Consider the following 19899-nt stretch of genomic DNA (forward strand, 5'->3'; position numbering starts at 1 on the left):
ACCATGTACACCAATATTGAGCTGATCGATTCCCATCGCTGTTTTGGCGGTGAGCAGCTGCGCTTTAAACACCGCTCCGAGGTGCTCGGCTGTGAGATGACCTTCTCCCTCTTTTTGCCGGCTGGGGTGCAGTCGCCACCGGTGTTGATCTGGTTGTCCGGGCTCACCTGCGACGACCAGAATTTTGTCACCAAGGCCGGTGCCCAGCAGTACGCCGCTGACCACGGCCTGGCGATTTTGGCGCCGGACACCAGCCCGCGGGGAGAGGGGGTGCCCGACGACCCCAACGGCGCCTACGATTTTGGCCTGGGGGCGGGCTTTTACCTGAACGCCACCGAGGCGCCCTGGGCTGACCACTACCGCATGTACGACTACCTCTGCAGCGAGCTGCCGGCACTGGTCACCGCCGAGCTACCGGTGGATATGAACCGGTGCAGTATCTCGGGCCACTCCATGGGTGGCCATGGTGCTTTGACCATCGCCCTGAAAAACCCCGGCGTCTATCGCTCGGTGTCAGCCTTTGCGCCTATTTGCGCACCGAGTCTGTGTGGTTGGGGGGAGAAGGCGTTCAGCCATTACCTGGGCGGCGATCGCCAGCGGTGGGCGGAGTACGATGCCTCGCAATTGGTGGGTAAAGCTCAGGAGCGGCTACCGGTGCTGGTGGATCAGGGGGATGCCGATCAGTTTCTCGCTGAACAGCTACTCACCCAACGCTTGGTTGATGCCGCCGCCGCGGCCGACTACCCCATGACCATTCGTCTGCAGGCGGGCTACGACCACAGCTACTTCTTTATTGCCACCTTTATCGGTGAGCACATTAAATTCCACGCCAAGAATTTGCTGTAAGGGCAACCCGCTAGCGGCTGAACTTCGCCTCGTGGGCCAGTAGCCAGGCTTTTGCCTCTGGCCCGCCGGCGTAGCCGGACAGCGCTCCATTGCTGGCCAGCACCCGGTGGCAGGGGATAACAATGGCCACCTGGTTGGCGCCGTTGGCGCTGCCCACCGCCCGATACGCCTTGGGTCGCTGCAGGCGGCGGCTCAACTCTCCGTAGCTGAGCCGGCCGCCATAGGGTATGGCCGCCAGCTCTCTCCACACCGCCTGCTGGAACTCGGTACCGGGTTGTTCAACCGCAAGCTCAAACTGCTGACGCTTGCCCGCGAAATATTCATCCAATTGACGGACGACTTCGGCAAACCGCTGGTCGGTTTCGGGTAGGCCTGCGGCGATGCCGGCGTAGTGGCGATGACCGGGCAGATAGAGGCCATTGATAGTGACATTGTTGCCTGTGATCAACAGCTCGCCCAGTGGGCTTCTACAGCGGCGAAAATAGTTATTGTTTGGCATTGAGGCTATTCCATAAGTGCAGGCAGGCGTAGCTGCGCCACGGCCGCCATGAGAGTGACATCGCTTCCGCCTGCCGGGCACTCACCCCACCCAACGCTTTCTGCAGCACCACATCCTCCTTGGGAAAGGCATCCGGCCAGGCCAGAGCACGCATGGCGACATAGTGCGCGGTCCAGGGGCCAATCCCTTTAATCGATTGCAGCAGCTGAATAACCTGCTCGGCATGACTGCCGGGGGTGAGCTGCAGGGTGCCGGCGTCGACCAGTCGGGCCAGGTCGATAATGGCCTGGGCGCGGCGGGCAATAATGCCGAGGCTGGCGATCTCATCCACGCTGCTGTGGGCTATGGTGCTGGCGGCCAACGGCTGGCGGGTGAGCTGGGGGTGTATCCCCTGGTAGGGGGCACAAAAGCGATCACTAAAGCGTTGCGAGAGGGTGGAGGCCGCTTTCACGGTGATCTGCTGGCCGAGTATCGCCCGTACCGCCAGCTCAAAGCCCGAGTAGCTGCCGGGCAGGCGCAGGCCGTGGCCGGTGTTGGCGAAGTCGCCGGGCAGAGCGCCCGTGACCAGATCTTCGGTGATGGCATCGGGTTGGGCGTCGGTGTCGAACACGGCCCGCGAAAGCGACAGGATGTCGCTCAAATGGGCGAGCAGGTTGGCACTGACCGCGACCAACAGTCGATCGGCGCTAGGGTGTTGCTGCACGCGAATTTCACCCACCTGCTTGCCGGCGCGCAGGGTGCGGTGGTAGCTGTGGTCGTCGATCCACTCCACGCCGGCTACGGCCCGGGCCTTTAGAAATCCGAGCATCTCCGGCCAGCGATAGGGTGGGCGATAGCCGAGGCTGAGTTGAATCCAGTCGCTGCAGGCCTGCCCTTGCTCGCCGGAGTCACGGCGCAGGGCGCTGGGCGTTAGCTGGTAGCGCTCCTTAAAGAGCTGGTTGAAGCGGCGCAGGCTGCTAAAGCCGCTGGCGAAGGCGACGTCGGTGATGGCCAGCCGGGTGTCGGTCAGTAGCTGTTTGGCGAGCAACAACTGCTGGGTGCGCTGCCACTGCCTGGGGGTGACACCGGTGCACTGTTTTACCAGACGGCGGTGATGGCGTTCGCTGACGGCGGGAGTGCTGAGGGCGCCGGGCACGGCTGCCGGCTGAGTGCTGGCGCCGGGGGCCAACTCCGGCCGGCAGATCAGACAGGGGCGAAAGCCGGACTGTTCGGCCTCGGCTGGGGAGGTAAAAAACCGGCAATTTTCCCGCTTGGGTTTGCGCGCCCGGCACACCGGCCGGCAGTAGATACCCGTGCTGATCACGCCGGTGAAAAAAAGGCCATCGTAACGCGGGTCACGAGCGTAAAACGCTTTGAGGTAGTGTTCGGGAAAGCTGTTCATGGGGCGCATTGTAGCGCTGGCTGGCGTGTGCCGCTCGCCATTTTCGGACACGCAATTAGAAAGAGTTGCGCGGTATAAAAAGGTGGTTTATCACCAAGGCCGGCGCCCCGCGCCGGCCTTGGGAAGGTCAGTCGCTGCTGTTACGCTGCACCGCGAAGGGGCTCCAGGCCTGCTGCACGGGCATCAACTCCAGTTGATTGACGTTGAGATGGGGCGGCAGGGTGGCTAGCCAGTAGAGGGTGTCGGCGATATCCTCGGGCTGAATCGCCTCCACACCGCGATAGAGGTCATTGTAGGCCTGCTGATTGCCGCCGGTACGCACCAGGGTAAATTCACTCTCCGACATACCCGGGGCGAGGTTGCTCACCCGCACACCGCTGCCGAGCAGGTCGCAGCGGATGGCCTTGCTGAACTGCTCTACGAAGGCCTTGGTGCCGCAGTAGACGTTGCCGCCCGGGTAGGGGTAGCTGCCGGCCACCGAGCCCAAGTTGAGAATACTGGCACCCCGGCCGAAGGCCATCAGCTGGGGTAACAGGGTTTTAGTAACGGTGACCAGGCCCTTGATGTTGGTGTCGATCATGGTGTGCCAATCGTCCAGGCTGGACTGCGGCGCAGGCGTGGTGCCGAGTGCCAGACCGGCGTTGTTGATCAGGGTTTTCAATGGCGCCAGGTTGGCCGGCAGGGTGGCCAATTGCGCCTGACAGGCGGCGGTGTCGCGCACATCCAGGGTCAGGGTGGCAACTTCGGTCTGCTTGGCCAACTCGGCTTGCAGAGCCTCTAAGCGATCACTGCGGCGACCGGTTAGCAGCAGGTGCCAACCCTCGCTGGCAAATTTGTAGGCGGCCGCCCGGCCGAAGCCCGAGGTCGCCCCTGTTATGCAAACAGTCTGCGTCATTACTCACTCCTTCTTTCTGCTCAGTGCCTGTTTTAAGGGCAGGGTAACACGCATTGAAAAACTCTGCTCCGACCTATATAATCCGCGCCTTTAAAAGTGCGGGCTCCCTACGAGTTGAACAAGCTTCGAATGGCCACTGGTGGTGGCTAGGTGCTTGGCTCGGAAAGTAACGCATCGGGAAATGGCTCAATCGTGCAAGGCATTGGATATATGTCGCAATCTAAAACACGGTCAAATGTCTAGGCTTTTGCGTCAGCGAAGCTTAGCTCACAGGTGTAACGTGAGTTAAGGCCCGGTTAGTGCCAGCGATGGCCCTGTGGTCAAAGAGGCAATAATGAGTTGTAAAAGCCCCTGATTAGGGGCTTTTTCGTATCTGCAGCTGGCCCGTCAGGGTGGTTTTGCGCGATGGGCTCCAGGCCCATTTTTTGTTTTTAGCGAATCTGTTTTAGGAAGTAACCGACAACACCATGTCCGCACGCATCGATCAGTTAACAGCCCTGCTACAACCTTCGGTGGAAGCCCTCGGTTGTGAGCTGTGGGGGATTGAGTACCAGGCCCAAGGGCGTGGCGGGGTGTTGCGCGTGTTTATTGAGACGGCCACCGGCGTCACCATCGATGATTGTGAGCGCGTTAGCCGGCAGCTGAGCAGTGTGCTGGATGTTGAAGATCCGATTACCGGTGAATACACCCTGGAGGTCTCTTCGCCGGGGGCGGATCGGAGCCTGTTTACCCTGGCCCAGTTTCGCCAATTTGTTGGCCACCAGGTGAGTATTCGTCTGCGTGCGCCGTTTGATGGTAGACGCAATTTTAAAGGCCTGTTACGGGCTGTAGAAAACGAAGATGTTGTGGTGGTGGTCGATGCCGATGAGTATCTGCTGCCGATCAATTCAATAGAAAAAGCCAATATTGTCCCCCAATTCTAGGGGTGGAGTAACGAGGCCTACATGACTAAAGAGATTCTTTTGGTAGCGGAAGCTGTATCCAACGAAAAGGGTGTGGATAGAGGCTTGATCTTCGAGGCGATTGAGGTTGCCTTGGCAACTGCCACCAAAAAACGTTACGACGAAGATTCCACCATCGAGGTGACCATCGATCGCAGAACTGGTGATTACGAAACCTACCGTACTTGGGAGGTGGTCGACGATGACACCCTGGCCGAGTTGGGTACCCAGTTCACCCTGGAAGAGGCGCACGAAAAAGATCCAGCGCTGAAGGCGGGCGATGTCTACCGCGAGCAGGTGGAGAACATTGGGTTTGGTCGTATTGCCGCCCAGACCGCCAAGCAGGTGATTGTTCAGAAAGTCCGTGAAGCCGAGCGCGCGCAGGTGGTCGATGAGTATCGCGACCGCGTGGGCGAACTGGTCAGTGGTTCTGTCAAGAAGGTGACCCGCGACAACATTATTGTCGATTTGGGCAACAACGCCGAGGGCCTTATGCCGCGCGATCAGCTGGTCGGCCGGGAGATCTTTCGGGTGGGCGACCGCGTGCGTGCCATCCTGTTGGAGATTCGTACCGAAAACCGTGGCCCGCAGCTGTTGCTCAGCCGCTCCTGCCCGCAGATGCTGATCGAGCTGTTCCGTATTGAGGTGCCGGAGATCGCCGAAGAGGTGATCGAACTGCGCAGTGCCGCACGCGACCCGGGTTCTCGCGCCAAGATTGCCGTGACCACCAACGATGGTCGTATCGACCCGGTCGGTGCTTGTGTTGGTATGCGCGGTTCGCGCGTGCAGGCGGTCTCCAATGAGCTCGGCAACGAGCGGGTGGATATCGTGTTGTGGGACGACAACCCGGCACAGTTTGTGATCAACGCCATGGCGCCGGCCGAAATCGAATCGATTGTGGTCGATGAAGATACCCACTCCATGGATGTGGCGGTGCAGGAGGATAACCTGGCGATGGCCATCGGTCGCGGTGGTCAAAATGTGCGTCTGGCTTCCGAGCTCACCGGTTGGGAGATCAACGTCATGAGCCAGGAGGATTGGCAAGAGAAGCAACAGGCTGAAACCGGCAGCTACATGGAAACCTTCATGGCCGCTCTGGATGTGGACGAGGATATCGCCGAGGTCTTGGTTGAAGAGGGCTTCACCACCCTGGAAGAGATCGCCTATGTGCCATTGGATGAGTTGGTCTCTATTGAAGGCTTCGATGAAGACATCGCCGAAGAGCTGCGCGCCCGCGCCAAGGATGCTCTGCTGACTCAGGCCCTGGCCTCGGAAGAGCAGCTCGACAACGCCGAACCGGCGGAAGATCTGCTGACCATGGAAGGCATGGACAAACAATTGGCTTATCAATTGGCCAGCCGCGGCGTGATCACAATGGATGATCTGGCGGAGTTGGCGATTGATGAGTTGCTCGATATCGACGGTATGGACGAAGACCGCGCCGGCGCACTGATTATGAAAGCTCGTGAACCTTGGTTCGCGGACAGCGACAGCGCCGATAATTAATAGACTTTGGAGTGATAATGGCTGAAGTAACAGTAAGTGAACTCGCCAAATCAGTCGGCGCTTCGGTGGATCGACTGCTAAGCCAGATGAAAGACGCTGGCCTTAGCCACAGTAGTGCTGACGCTCTGGTATCCGACGACGAAAAACAACAACTGTTGTCGCACTTGAAAAGTAGTCATGGTGAAGCGGCGGAAGCGCCGCGCAAGATTACTCTCAAGCGCAAAACCACCACGACGTTAAAAACAGGCAACCGCAAAACCGTTAATGTCGAGGTGCGCAAGAAGCGCACCTACGTTAAACGCAGTGAGGTGGACAGCGGTGCTGAGGTGGGCGCTGAGGTCGACGCGAAAGAGCTGGAGCTGGACAGCGCACCCGAGCCGGAAGCGCTGGAGGTGGTGACACCTGAACCGGAAGAGCAGGCGGTGGCTAAAGAGGTGGAATCCACCGCCGAGCCAGTCGAGGCGGTAAGCTCGGAAGAGCCAGCCGAGGTAGAACCTGCGGCAGCGGCCGAGCCTGAGAAGAGCGCCGATAAATCCTTCTCGGTGGACGACTTTGAAGAGCGTCGTCTGGCGGCAACCAAGTTGCGCAAAGAGGCGGAAGTCCGTGAAGCCGCCGAACTGGAAGAGAAGAAGCGCGCGCTGGAAGAGAACCAACAGAAAGCGGAAGGCGACGATGGCGATAAGAAATCGGCCGACGGCAAGGTTCACAAGCGTCGCCATCACGAAACTGAAGTTCAGGAAGATGAGATCGACGATGACGAGAAGCATGCCCGCCATGTGAAAAAAGCGGGTAAAGCACCGTCGAAACCGAAGAGCGCGGGTCCGAAGAAAGCCAATTTGAAATCTCTGTTGGAACTCTCGGACGACGAAGACGATGATGGCCAAGGTCGTCGTCGTAATCGCTCCACCATCCGCTCTAAAAACAAGCATGGCTTTAAAAAGCCAACGAGCAAAATTGTGCATGAAGTAGAAATCGGCGATTCCATAGTTGTTTCCGACCTCGCCCAAAAAATGTCGGTAAAAGCCACTGAAGTGATCAAGCAGCTCATGAAAATGGGCACCATGGCCACTCTTAATCAAGCCTTGGATCGTGACACCGCAGAGCTTCTGATCGAAGAGATGGGCCACAAGCCCAAGTATGTGAGTGACACTCACATGGAAGACAAATTGGTGGAAGCCGCCACCGAGGCCGAGGGCGAAAAAGTCGCACGGGCGCCGGTGGTTACCGTTATGGGTCACGTTGACCACGGTAAAACCTCACTGCTCGATTACATTCGTAAAAGTAAGGTCGCCTCCGGTGAAGCCGGTGGTATTACCCAACATATTGGTGCCTACCGGGTTAAAACCGGCCACGGTGAGATCACCTTCCTGGATACCCCTGGGCACGCCGCGTTCACCGCCATGCGCGCACGTGGTGCCCAGTGTACCGACGTTGTTATTCTGGTGGTTGCCGCCGACGATGGTGTCATGCCACAAACCCGTGAGGCGGTGGAACACGCCCGTGCCGCCGGCGTACCGCTGGTGGTCGCGGTTAACAAGATCGACAAAGAGCAGGCCGACCCGGACCGTGTACGCAACGAGCTGTCGGTGCTGGAAGTGATTCCGGAAGAGTGGGGCGGTGATACTCAATTCATTAACGTTTCCGCCCACACCGGTGAAGGTATCGATGACCTGCTGGACGCGGTCAGTCTGCAGGCTGAACTGCTCGAGCTGAACGCCCAGACCGGCATCCCGGCCCGTGGTGTGGTAATCGAGTCACGCATGGACAAAGGCCGCGGTGTGGTTGCCACCGTCCTGGTACAAAACGGCGAGCTGAAGCGCGGCGATATTATTCTGGCCGGCCAGAGCTTTGGCCGTGTACGGGCGATGACCGACGAATTTGGTAAGGACGTGAAAGAGGCCGGCCCCTCCTCGCCGGTTGAGATCTTAGGTTTGGATGCGCCACCGGAATCCGGTGAAGACTTCCTGGTGGTTGCTGATGAGCGCAAAGCGCGCGAAGTGGCTGCTGCCCGGGCAGATCGCGAGCGCGCCGAGAAGTTGCAGCGGCAGCAGGCGGCCAAGCTGGAAAATATGTTCGCCAACATGGGCGGCAACGAGAAGAAAGTTCTGCCGGTTATTCTGAAAGCCGACGTACGTGGCTCGTTGGAGGCGATTACTTCAGCCTTAATGGAGATCGGTAACGAAGAGGTGGAGGTGAACGTTGTCTCCTCCGGTATCGGTGGTATTACCGAAAACGATATCAACCTGGCGGTAACCTCCGGTGCGGTGGTGCTGGGCTTCAACGTTCGTGCTTCAGCCGCGACTCGCTCCCTGGCGGAAGAGGAGACAGTGGAGATTCGTTACTACAGCATCATTTACCAACTGTTGGATGAAGTGAGATCGGCTCTGGCCGGTATGCTGGCGCCTGAGCGTGTGGAAGAAATTGTCGGTATCGCTGATGTCCGCGAAGTGTTCCGATCCCCCAAATTTGGCCAGGTGGCTGGCTGTATGGTGGTGGAAGGTACCGTCTACCGCTCTAAACCCATCCGCGTACTGCGCGACAACGTGGTTATCTTCGAGGGTGCACTGGAATCACTGCGCCGCTTTAAAGATGACGTCAACGAAGTGCGCAACGGCATGGAGTGCGGTATCGGCGTAAAAGACTATGACGTTAAAGTCGGCGACCAGATTGAGGTATACGACGTTAAAGAAGTGGCTCGTGAGCTGTAATCAAACCCTATTGGGAGGCCAAAAGTAGCGCATGGCGAAAGAGTTTAGCCGTACCGACCGACTGGCAGACGCTCTGCAGCGTCTGCTGGCCCATGCGCTGCAGTTTGAAGTGCGCGACCCGCGCGTGGGAATGGTCAATATCAATGAGGTGGTGGTGTCGAGAGATCTCTCCTACGCCAAGGTCTATGTCACCTTTGTTGATCGCGATACCGACCAACAGCGGCAGGAGGCGCTTCACGCCCTTAATAATGCTGCCGGTTTTCTGCGTAGTCTGGCTGCCAAGCAGCTCGATATTCGCGTTACCCCGCGCCTGCAGTTTATTTTTGATGAGACCAGTACCCGAGGCCAGGCGCTATCCAACCTGATCGACAAAGCGGTGGCGAGCGATCGCGCTCACCACAGTGATGAGAGTTCCGACGAGTAACGAGTTCGGAGTCGAGCGATGGCGAAAAAGAGCAACCGGCGCCCGGTGCACGGCGTATTGGTGTTGGATAAACCTTTGGGGTTGTCTTCCAACCAGGCTTTGCAGCAGGCCAAACGTCTGTTTAATGCCGCCAAGGCCGGACACACCGGGGCCTTGGATCCTTTGGCAACGGGTGTGCTGCCTCTCTGTTTTGGTGAGGCCACCAAGTTTTCCCAATATCTGCTCGACGCCGACAAGGGCTACCTGGCCACTTTTCGGCTGGGGTTAGAGACCGCCAGCGGTGATCTCGACGCCGACGTAGTGGCTGAGGCCGATGCCAGTGCTATTACCGGGCAGCAGGTAGAGGCCGCGGTGGCTCAATTTCGCGGTGCCATTGAACAGGTGCCGCCGATGTTTTCAGCGCTTAAGCACCAGGGCCAGCCGCTCTATAAGCTGGCCCGCTCTGGTCAGCAGATTGAGCGGGCGCCACGCCAAGTGACGCTCTATGACTATCGGGTGACCGAATTTCGGCCCGGCCCTCAGGCCGAACTGGACGTGGTGATTCACTGCTCAAAAGGCACCTATGTTCGCAGCCTTGCCCTCGATTTGGGGTACAAGCTGGGGGTTGGTGCCACCGTGGTTAAGCTGCGGCGCAGCCAGGCCGGACCGTTTACGCTGGCGCAGGTAGTCACTCTGGAACAGTTAGCCGAGTTGGCTGAGGCTGGCCCCGAGGTGCTCGACGGTTGCCTGCAACCGGTGGATGCGCCCGTTGATAGCCTGCCGCAAGTCGAACTGCCGGAATCGAGCTGTTTCTATTTTCGTCAGGGCCAGGCGGTGCTCGAGCAAAAAGTGTATCGATTTGCCAAAGAAGGTGATAAGGTGCGCGTCTTTTCTGAGGCTGGTGACTTTTTAGGCATCGGCGAAGTTGAAGCGTCCGGTCGTGTGGCGCCCAGGCGAGTTGTCAGCTGCGGTTGAACTATAGTCAGCTGCGGTTGAACTACTGGCGGTGAAAGAACATGCACAGCCTTCGGGGGGTGCATCCGGGGTGGGGCAACCCACCTCTCGGACCTGTCTGTAAATATGCGCGGGCAGGCCTAAGTGGGGTACCTGTTTTTGTAACAGATGTTGTTACTCATGATGTAACAGGTACTTTGGGCATATTTCCTAAATGTAAAAGAGGAACAACCATGGCACTGAGTGCTGTAGAAAAAGCGGAAATCGTTAAAGAACACGCCCGTGGAGATGGCGATACCGGCTCTCCCGAAGTCCAAGTCGCTCTGTTGACTGCCAATATCAACAAGCTGCAAGGCCACTTCGCCAGCCACAAGCAAGATCACCACTCCCGTCGCGGTTTGATCCGCATGGTAAACCAACGTCGTAAGCTGCTCGACTACCTCAAATCGAAAGATGTTAGTCGTTACGCCGCTTTGATCCAAAAGTTGGGCTTACGTCGTTAAACCCCATCAATGTGCCCGCAGTAGCGGGCACATTGCTTTTTTTCAGGTCTTGGATGTTCTGTATAACCGTGCGTGCACTGCATAGCCGGTACTCAATCGCGAGTAAACACGCCCTGTTGTAATGAGGCCAACGATAAGTGGTTGGTAGGCGGTGCGTTTTGGCGATTGGGCTCCCTATGCGTGGGCGTTAACAGCTGCAAGAACATCTGCATAAATCGAGATTACTTAAGGATACAGTCGTGAATCCTGTGATAAAAACATTTCAATACGGTAATGACACCGTAACTCTGGAGACTGGCCGTGTAGCTCGCCAGGCTACCGGAGCCGTAGTCGCCAGCGTTGGCGATACTTCAGTTTTGTGTACTGTTGTCGGCGCTAAAGAGGCTTCCCCTGGACAGGGTTTTTTCCCACTCTCTGTTCATTATCAGGAGAAGGCTTACGCTGCCGGTAAAATTCCGGGTGGCTTCTTCAAGCGTGAAGGCCGCCCCAGCGAGAAAGAGACTCTGACCTCGCGTCTGATCGACCGTCCTATTCGTCCACTCTTCCCGGACGGTTTCCTGAACGAAGTTCAGGTGGTCTGTACTGTGCTGTCGGCCAACAAAAATGTTGATCCAGACATCGCCGCCATGATCGGTACCTCCGCCGCCCTGGCGATCTCCGGTATCCCTTTCAATGGCCCCATTGGTGCCGCCCGTGTGGGTTACACCGAGGCCGATGGTTACCTGTTAAACCCCACCTACGCCGTAGTGCGCAGCGCTGAGCTGGACATGGTGGTAGCCGGTACCAAAGACGCCGTACTGATGGTTGAATCGGAAGCCAACGAACTGCCGGAAGACATCATGCTGGGTGCGGTACTCTACGCCCACCAAGAGATGCAGGTGGTTATCGCCGCGATTGAAGAGCTGGCGCGCGATGCCGGCAAAGCGAAGTGGGATTGGCAGGCTCCGGCTGTGAACTCCGCGCTGAAAAGTGCTGTGTCAGAAGCCATGGCGGGCGCCATTGCTGAAGCCTACCGCATTACCGACAAGCAGGCCCGTTACACCAAGCTGGGTGAGCTGCGCGCCGATGCAGTGGCCAAGCTGGCTCCGGAAGGTGGCGAATTCAGCGCCGACGACGTGAAAGGCGAGTTTGGCAAGCTGGAGAAAAACATTGTACGTTCTTCCGTGGTTGCCGGCGAGCCCCGTATCGATGGCCGCGACAACAAAACCGTACGCCCCATTGCCGTGGAAGTGGGCGTTCTGCCCAGCGTACATGGCTCCGCACTCTTCACCCGTGGTGAGACTCAGGCACTGGTTGTGGCCACTCTGGGCTCTTCCCGCGATGCGCAGATCATCGACGCACTGGAAGGTGAGCGCCGCGATAACTTCATGCTGCACTACAACTTCCCTCCCTACTCTGTAGGTGAGTGTGGTCGTATGGGGGCCACCGGTCGCCGCGAAATCGGCCATGGCCGTTTGGCCCGTCGCGGTGTGGCGGCAGTGCTGCCAACCGAAGAGGCGTTCCCCTACACCATGCGTGTGGTCAGTGAAATTACCGAATCCAACGGCTCCAGCTCCATGGCTTCTGTCTGTGGCTCCAGCCTGGCGTTGATGGATGCCGGTGTGCCCTTGAAAGCGCCAGTGGCGGGTATCGCCATGGGCCTGGTGAAGGAAGAGAACGGCTTTGCGGTTCTGACCGACATCCTCGGCGACGAAGATCACCTGGGTGATATGGACTTTAAAGTGGCCGGTACCGCTGATGGTGTTACTGCGTTGCAGATGGATATCAAAATCGAAGGCATTACCGAAGAGATCATGGAGATCGCTTTGAAACAGGCCTTGGATGCGCGTCTGCACATTCTGGCTGAAATGAACAAGGTGATTGCCGAATCCCGCGGCTCGGTCGCCGATAGCGCTCCTCGCCTGGAGACCATCAAGGTCGAGCCAGACAAGATCCGCGACATCATCGGTAAGGGCGGTGCCACCATCCGTTCTATCACCGAAGAGACCGGTGCCTCCATCGATATCGAAGACGATGGCACTGTTAAGGTTTACGGCCAGGGTGAATCTCTGCAGCTGGCTCTGGATCGCATTCAGGCGATCACTGCCGAGGCTGAAATTGGTGAAGTTTACGAAGGTACCGTGGTGCGCATTGTGGACTTTGGTGCGTTTGTTAACTTCCTGCCTGGCAAAGATGGCCTGGTGCACATCTCCCAGATCGCCCACGAGCGCGTCAACAATGTCTCTGACTACCTGAAGGAAGGCCAGAAGGTTAAGGTCAAGTGCATGGATGTCGACAACCGTGGTCGTATCAAGCTCTCCATCAAAGAGCTGCTGGACAAACCCGAGGAGGCCGCAGAAGCACCGGCAGCCAACGGTAATGTGGAGCCAGAGGCGTAAGCTGTATTGTCTCCTTGTCGAAAAAGCCGCTGTTAAACAGCGGTTTTTTTTTACCTGAAGAGAGTGGTCTGGGCGATAGTCGGGCCTCGCTTTGCCTCTGTTGGCCGGGATTTTCTGGCCGGTGGCTAAGGCTTCAATAGCTGCCTGCGGCAGCCTCTGTTGTTTTAGCGCGCAGTGGGTTGGCTATTGGGCAACGGTTCGGTTTACTATTGCCGACCTCTACAGTTAAGACCAAATTATGTCCGCATTCACCAACTCCTCATTCGATACCATTATCGTCGGTGCCGGCAGCGCTGGCTGTGTGTTGGCCAATCGTCTGTCGCAAAACCCCGGGCGTAAAGTCCTGCTGTTGGAAGCCGGCGGTAACGATAACTGGCACTGGTTCCATATTCCCGTGGGCTACCTGTTTGCCATGGGTAATCCACGCGCCGACTGGTGTTACAAACTGGAGCCACAGGCGGGTCTCAACGGCCGGGTTCTGCCTTACCCGCGAGGTAAGGTCCTGGGTGGCTGCAGTGCCATCAACGGTATGATCTATATGCGCGGCCAGGCGCAGGATTACGACGCCTGGCAATTGCCCGGTTGGTCCTGGGCGGAGGTGCTACCTCGCTTTAAAAAGTCGGAAAACTATTTTGCCGGCAACAGTGAATTCCACAGCGCTGACGGGGAGTTGCGGGTGGAGCAGCAGCGCCTGCGCTGGGCGATATTGGATGCTTGGCAGCAGGCCTGCGTCGACTACGGAATTCCTGCCAGCGACGATTTCAACACCGGTGATAACGCCGGTGTGGGGCTGTTTCACGTCAACCAGAAGGGCGGCCTGCGCTTCTCGGCCAAAAGAGCCTTTCTCAACCCGATTAAAGAGCGTAGCAATCTCACCATTGCCACCGGCGTGTTGGTTGATAAATTGATTCTCGATGGCAATCGTGTCGCCGGTTTGGAGATCATTCAAGCGGGCGAGTCTCTGCGGGTGATGGCCAGCGGTGAGGTGATTCTGTCGGCGGGCGCCATTGCCTCGCCGGCGATATTGCAACGCAGTGGTATTGGCGACGAGCAGGCTTTAAAGCAGGCCGGTATTGAGTGCCGGGTGGCGCTGCCTGGGGTGGGCGCCAACCTGCAGGACCATCTGCAGATTCGTGTGCAGTTTCGGGTGGAAAACGCCACCACCCTCAACGACCTCAACCGCACTTGGTTGGGCAAGCTGCGCATGGCAGCCGAGTACGCCCTTAAGCGCTCTGGGCCGCTCTCCATGGCACCCAGTCAGCTCGGGGCATTTTTTAAGTCCGACAGCAGCCAGGCCACGGCTAACCTCGAATATCATGTGCAACCGATGAGTGCCGAGCAGTTGGGCCTCAATCTGCACCCCTTTCCCGGCATCACCGCCAGTGTCTGCAATCTTCGACCGACCAGCCGTGGCCGGGTTGATGTGGTCAGTGGCGACCCGCGTCAGCCGCCTCGGATAGACCCCAACTACCTGAGCACGGAAGAGGACCGGCGCATAGCGGCGCAGTCGATTGAGATTACCCGGGAGATAGCCGCCCAGCCGAGTGTCAGCCGGTTTAATCCCCGAGAGATCAAACCGGGGGCCGAGCTGCGTTCGCCCGCAGAGCTGAGCAAAGCGGCGGGCGATATCGCCACCACCATCTTTCACCCAACCTGCACCTGTAAAATGGGCGAGGCGGGTGACCCTATGGCCGTGACGGATGCCAATCTGAAGGTGAATGGCTTCGATAACCTGTTTATTGCCGATGCCTCAGTCATGCCGAACATCACCAGTGGCAACACTCATGCGCCGGTGGTGATGATTGCGGAAACTCTGGCCGAAAAACTGGGTTAACCGATTTAGCCACCGCTACTTTGCCAACCCAGTCGACGCTTTTGACAATGTCTGCCCCGCTGTTGCGATTACTGACTATACTGAAGTGTCTAAGGTAGCTAGATTGAACTAGGGCGTAGATTTAACTGGGTTGGGTGCTTATTATTCAGCACCCTGCTGGTTGGAGGCATGGGTCTTGGTGTGACATGTCCGACTACTACGTCCGCTTAGAAATGATAATAAACAAACGGTAATCGTCTTAAGCAGGAAGCTATAGAGTTAGTCACTACATGATGTGTTACACACCACCTTTCTATCTGTCTATCGCCAGTTGTCCAATGTGCTCGTCAATTATACGGAGCGTAATTGATTGACGATGCTGTTGAGTCGAAAACCCCTCTCCCTGTTGCTTATTATTCTCGGGTACCTCGCCTGCGGTGTTGCGCATGAGGTGTCTGCGGAAGTGGTTGTTATTGTTAATTCAGCTCAACAGCAGGAAGAGTTGTCAGGTGAGACGCTCCTGCGGCTCTTTGCCATGAAGAAAAAATTCTGGTCGGATGGCACCCCAGTGACCGTTTTTACCCTGCCCAATAATAACGACACCTATAAAGAGTTCACCAACCTCTATCTCAAGATGCAGCCGCACCAGTTAAACCGTTTGTGGCATCGTTTGGTCTTCAGTGGCACTGGCGTTAAACCGGAGGTGGTCGACTCAATGCAGGCGATGTTGGAAAAGGTGGCCGCCACCCCAGGCGCTGTAGGCTATGTCGACCGGCTCCAGGTCGATCTCAATAATCCATCTGTGTATCCGGTGGCTGCTCATGAATAAACGCCAGTTATCCTCTTTCTCGCTGCTGTTGATGCTCTGCCTGCTGCTGGCTAATGTGGCCAGAGCGGGCGCGCAGTATGGTGGTTATTTCAGTCAGGGGTTGGTCTATAGCCCTGATAACCCCTTCTACGACAACAGCACAGGCACCAGCCTGGATTACCGTGAGCTTGGTCTCACTGGTGGTTGGCAGGTGAATACCGATCTGCGTTTCGCCGGACAGTTTCTATCGCGCAAGGTGGGGGATCTCGATGATGGTTCCCCCCAGATCGATTTTCTGTTGATGGATTACAGCTTTCTGAGCCTGGATGATGTGAGCGCAGGTATTCGCGTGGGCCGGGTGAAAACCCCCTACGGTATCTATAACCGCACGCGTGATGTACCCCACGCCCGCCCCGGGGTGTTTGTACCCCAGTCGGTCTATTTTGAAACCTTCAGAGACGCGTTACTGTCGGCCGACGGTGGCAATCTGTATCTCAACCTGCGCTGCTGCTGGGGCGATTTGGGTATCGACCTTATCGCGGGTACCGCCCACATCGATAACAACGTCGTTGAGTATCAGGCTTACCAGCAAAACATCAATGGTCGGTTTGAAGAGGTTGATATCTCCGGTTTTAAAATTGCCTATAGCCCCGCGGTCCTCAGCAATTTGAATATTGGTTTCAGTCTGTTGGATGTCTCCACCGAGCTGGACAATGCCGCCCGCATTAGCACCGCGGAGCTGCAAGCCGGTGTTAGTGACCTGCTCGACAACCCGCAAAATTTTGTGCACTACATCACTGCCACTCGGATTGAGCCGATGCTGAAGCTCTTTTCGCTGCAGTACAACTGGCGCAACTGGGTATTTACTTCGGAATATCTGGAAGTGGCGATCAAAATGTCCGACCTGGAGGTGTTGTACTTTCCCCTAGAAGCTGTATCGGCCAATCTGCAGGGTTACTACGCTCAAACCGAATGGATGCCGAGCGATAAGTTAAGCCTGTATGCCCGTTATGAACACCTGGTATACGACACAGGTGATCGCGATGGGGAGGCGTTTGCGGTGCAAACTGGCGGTAATCCAGTCACACAATACAACGAAGCGGTGACGGTGGGCGCTCGCTGGTATTTTAATCCCGATTTTTCGCTGACCGGTGAGTGGAGTTGGAACCAGGGGGCAGCGTTTATCAATGGACCAGACAATATTGATTATCAGGCCTTGCAAGAGGACTGGGATTTTCTGGTGTTACAGCTCTCTTACCATTTTTAATTGTTCAGCGGAGCCCGACGGTGTTTGTCAGCTTAAAGTGGCGCGGTGTTATCTTTATCAGCCTGGTTTCGGTCGGGATGTGCGTGCTTTGGATTTGGCAAACCATCGATAAACAGCAATACCTGTTTCAACAGGAGTTGCAGTACAACTACCGCACACAGTCGGCGCTGCTGGATGAGTTGTTCGACGATAACTTTCTGCAGTTATCGCAAATGGCCCAGTTGATTGCCTCTAACCAGCCGGTGTTTAACCAGCAGGCGGGAGAGGATGAGCGCGCGAATGTGCAATCCCTGCTGGAGCAGAAATGGTTGTCGGTTAACATCCTTCTGGAGTTGGATTACATAGCCTTCTTTGATAGCCAGGATAGGGAGCTGGTGCGAATGTCGCCCAGCAATCTCTCCAATGATGAACCATTTGTCACCGAGCTTTATGCCGAGCTGGAAGATAGCCGATCCAGAAACGAACCGCGCTATTTTGTCTATTGCCAGAGCTCCTGCTCGATGGTGGTATTGGAGCCATTCATCAATGCCAAAGGTGAATACAATACCATTGCCATTGCGCAAAATATTTCCGATATGGTGCGGGTGTTCTACAACCTGTCGGTCTCTTCGGTGGCGATATTAATTGAATCGGATACCCCTGCGGCGAGTGAGCGGGAGCGCTATCTGAAGCAATGGGGGGTAACCGCCTGGGCAGGTAGCGACTTTGTTAATATTTTTCCTGTCATTGAAAACTTCTCTCGGTCCCACGCAATAACCGGCGATGCTCGCGACCAGTTGTATGAGCTGGATAACAAATACTATTTAATTAAAGAGCTGGCCGCACCCGACGGCCGCTTTTATGGCCGCCGGGTACACTTCTTTTCCATCTCGGATAAAACTAACTCCTATCAGCAGATGAAATCGGGCATCTATCAGGCCGCCTTGATCGCCATTCTCTGCTTGATTCTGGCCGAGGTGATTCTTATCTCCATTGGCCACCGCTCGATCAAGCAGCTGTTGCGAGTGGTGCAGGCGCTGCTGGCACTACCCAAACAGGAGTTTGACCAGGCGATTGAGCTGGTCAGTGTCGATGAGCCTTTTTTCGAAGACGAGATAACCGTGCTGGAAAAGAGCACTCTCTATGTCGCCGGTGAGCTGAAAAAATTGCAGAATGAGGTGGAATTAAAGAGCCGGTTTTTGAATGACCAGGTGAGCGCCTTGATCCGCTCCCGAGCCTTTATGACCCGTCTGTTCGACAACTCCAACGTATTTATCCTTACCCAGGATGCGGCCAATTACATTCAGTCCACCAACCGGAAATTTGATGAGTTGTTCGAGCATCAGCCCAACAGCTTTTGTCTGCTGCTGCGCGACGAGCAGGAGTTGGACGAGTTTCAGCTCAACGTCGGCAATCTGTTTGATGGCGTCGCACCCTCCTTTCAGCAGGAGCTCAAGATCGTGGATAAGCACGCGAAAGAGCTGGTGGTGGCCTGGACCCACACGCTGGTGGAAGATGAGTCCGGTAAAGAGATTATCTTGTCGATCGGTATGGACCAGACCCAGCAGAAAAGTGCTGAAAATGACCTGCGCTGGATGGCCAACCACGATGGCCTGACCGGCATTGGTAATCGCCGCTCCTTCAACGCCGCATTCAGTGAAGTGTTAGCCAACTCACGCAATTGCGCGCTGATCTTTATCGACGTCAACCGCTTCAAGCATATTAATGATATCTATGGCCACAATGTCGGTGACCAGGTGTTGGTGGAGATCGCCGATAAACTGCGCGGATTCGTTGGCTACTCTGAAGCGACCATCTGTCGCTTTGCCGGTGACGAATTTACGGTGCTCCTGCGTGAGGTGCCCACCATTGAGTTGCCGGATATCTGCCAGAAGCTGGCAACCCTGCTTAACGACAGCATCAACGCCAACGGTGACCAGGTCGTGCACTACTCGGCCAGTATCGGCGCCGCCTTGTATCCCTTCCACGGTAAGGATGCTGAAACCCTGCTGATCAATGCCGATATGGCGATGTACCACGCCAAGAAAAAGGGGCTGGGGTACTGGCATATCTTTGATGACCAGGATGCCCGGGTGGAGCAGATCAAGCACGACCACAGCATGATTCTTACTGTGCGCAATGCCTTGGAGCAGGATCTGTTTCGCCTGGTTTACCAACCGATTGTGCGGCTGTCGGATAGAGGCATATCCCATTACGAGGCGTTGATTCGCATGAACGATGATTCCGGTAATGCGGTTTCACCGGGACTGTTTATTCCCCTGGCGGAGCGTTTAGGGGTGATTCGCAAAATTGATGAGTGGGTGCTTGATCGCGCGGTGCGCGAGCTGAGCAGCAATCTGCATCGCTTTAGAGAAGAGCACAATATTGCCGTAAATATCTCGGCGCCGACGCTGCAAGCCAACGATTTTCCAGCAATGGTGCTGGCCGTGCTTGAGCGTTATCAACTCAAACCATCACGGCTGATCATTGAGTTGACGGAAACCGCCTATATCGAAAACTTCCAACAGGTGCTCAAGAATCTGAAGTTGATCACCCGCCATGGCGTGAGCGTGGCGTTGGATGACTTCGGTGTGGGCTTCTCGTCGTTCACCTACCTGAAGATGTTGCCATTGACGTACGTTAAGTTGGATGGCTCCTATATTAAGAATATTGCCAAAAACGCCGACGATCAGGTGTTTGTGAAGAGCCTGTCGGCAATGATCAACGCCTTTGGTATGAAGACGGTGGCGGAATTTGTTGAGGATGAAGCCGCTTTGACCATCGTGCGGGCACTGGGCGTCACTCATGGCCAGGGTTATTTTCTGGGCATGCCGGCGCCACTGGCGGAGTTGTTCGACAGCCAGGCAACCGATGAGCTGGTGGCGCAGCCCCAGTTAACCGATAATCCCGGTTAAACACCCAGCGACGAGTAGACTTTTTGTTTTTTAAATTGTTATTGGCCGCCCGCCGTTATGGCTGGCCGCTGCTGTATTGCTTAGGCTTGGCTGGCCGTAGCTG

Annotated in this window: 15 protein-coding genes; 12 read left to right on the top strand and 3 right to left on the bottom strand. The window is 56.5% G+C overall.

The features are described from left to right. Positions 1 to 3: 3 nt before the first annotated feature. A complete protein-coding gene (gene fghA, locus SBL51_RS13420) occupies positions 4 to 846 on the top strand; it encodes an S-formylglutathione hydrolase (RefSeq protein WP_317931488.1) in 843 nt (280 codons plus the stop codon). 10 nt (positions 847 to 856) lie between these two features. On the opposite strand, the gene SBL51_RS13425 is transcribed toward fghA, so the two are convergent. The 3 genes from SBL51_RS13425 to SBL51_RS13435 form a co-directional block, all read right to left on the bottom strand. Continuing rightward, positions 857 to 1345, bottom strand: a complete 489-nt coding sequence (locus SBL51_RS13425) for a methylated-DNA--[protein]-cysteine S-methyltransferase (RefSeq protein WP_317931489.1) — start codon at positions 1343 to 1345, stop codon at positions 857 to 859. Then, complete coding sequence (locus tag SBL51_RS13430; RefSeq protein WP_317931490.1) at positions 1332 to 2726, bottom strand: DNA-3-methyladenine glycosylase 2 family protein; 1395 nt, start codon at positions 2724 to 2726, stop codon at positions 1332 to 1334. The genes SBL51_RS13425 and SBL51_RS13430 overlap by 14 nt, the downstream gene beginning before the upstream one ends. Before the next feature lie 127 nt (positions 2727 to 2853). Next, complete coding sequence (locus SBL51_RS13435) at positions 2854 to 3621, bottom strand: SDR family NAD(P)-dependent oxidoreductase (protein WP_317931491.1); 768 nt, start codon at positions 3619 to 3621, stop codon at positions 2854 to 2856. Positions 3622 to 4088: 467 nt separating this feature from the next. Between SBL51_RS13435 and rimP the strand changes: the two genes are divergently transcribed. The 11 genes from rimP (at position 4089) to SBL51_RS13490 (ending at position 19796) form a co-directional block, all read left to right on the top strand. Next, a complete protein-coding gene (gene rimP, locus SBL51_RS13440) occupies positions 4089 to 4544 on the top strand; it encodes a ribosome maturation factor RimP (protein ID WP_317931493.1) in 456 nt (151 codons plus the stop codon). 21 nt (positions 4545 to 4565) lie between these two features. Next, positions 4566 to 6068: a transcription termination factor NusA gene (gene nusA, locus SBL51_RS13445; RefSeq protein WP_317931494.1), complete on the top strand. Its 1503-nt coding sequence runs from the start codon at positions 4566 to 4568 to the stop codon at positions 6066 to 6068. A 17-nt stretch (positions 6069 to 6085) separates the two neighbouring features. Beyond that, positions 6086 to 8776, top strand: a complete 2691-nt coding sequence (infB, locus tag SBL51_RS13450; RefSeq protein WP_317931495.1) for a translation initiation factor IF-2 — start codon at positions 6086 to 6088, stop codon at positions 8774 to 8776. A 31-nt stretch (positions 8777 to 8807) separates the two neighbouring features. After that, entirely contained in the window at positions 8808 to 9200 is a 393-nt protein-coding gene (gene rbfA / locus SBL51_RS13455) for a 30S ribosome-binding factor RbfA (RefSeq protein WP_317931497.1), read from the top strand. Positions 9201 to 9218: 18 nt separating this feature from the next. Beyond that, the gene (gene truB, locus SBL51_RS13460) at positions 9219 to 10154 is read left to right on the top strand and encodes a tRNA pseudouridine(55) synthase TruB (RefSeq protein ID WP_317931498.1); all 936 of its coding nucleotides are present in this window, start codon (positions 9219 to 9221) and stop codon (positions 10152 to 10154) included. A gap of 212 nt (positions 10155 to 10366) precedes the next feature. After that, complete coding sequence (gene rpsO / locus SBL51_RS13465; RefSeq protein ID WP_317931499.1) at positions 10367 to 10636, top strand: 30S ribosomal protein S15; 270 nt, start codon at positions 10367 to 10369, stop codon at positions 10634 to 10636. Between the two features lie 239 nt (positions 10637 to 10875). Further along, the gene (gene pnp / locus SBL51_RS13470) at positions 10876 to 13014 is read left to right on the top strand and encodes a polyribonucleotide nucleotidyltransferase (protein WP_317931501.1); all 2139 of its coding nucleotides are present in this window, start codon (positions 10876 to 10878) and stop codon (positions 13012 to 13014) included. 238 nt (positions 13015 to 13252) lie between these two features. After that, positions 13253 to 14848, top strand: coding sequence for a GMC family oxidoreductase (locus SBL51_RS13475; protein ID WP_317931502.1), 1596 nt, complete (start codon positions 13253 to 13255; stop codon positions 14846 to 14848). A 361-nt stretch (positions 14849 to 15209) separates the two neighbouring features. Further along, positions 15210 to 15656 (top strand): hypothetical protein, encoded by a 447-nt coding sequence (locus SBL51_RS13480; protein ID WP_317931503.1) that lies wholly within the window; start codon positions 15210 to 15212, stop codon positions 15654 to 15656. Further along, positions 15649 to 16902 (top strand): hypothetical protein, encoded by a 1254-nt coding sequence (locus tag SBL51_RS13485; RefSeq protein WP_317931504.1) that lies wholly within the window; start codon positions 15649 to 15651, stop codon positions 16900 to 16902. Before SBL51_RS13480 ends, SBL51_RS13485 begins: the two co-directional genes overlap by 8 nt. A 20-nt stretch (positions 16903 to 16922) precedes the next feature. Continuing rightward, entirely contained in the window at positions 16923 to 19796 is a 2874-nt protein-coding gene (locus tag SBL51_RS13490) for a putative bifunctional diguanylate cyclase/phosphodiesterase (protein ID WP_317931505.1), read from the top strand. Positions 19797 to 19899 lie beyond the last annotated feature (103 nt).

The sequence above is a fragment of the Halioxenophilus sp. WMMB6 genome (assembly GCF_033283405.1).
Classification (GTDB): Bacteria; Pseudomonadota; Gammaproteobacteria; order Pseudomonadales; family Cellvibrionaceae; genus Halioxenophilus.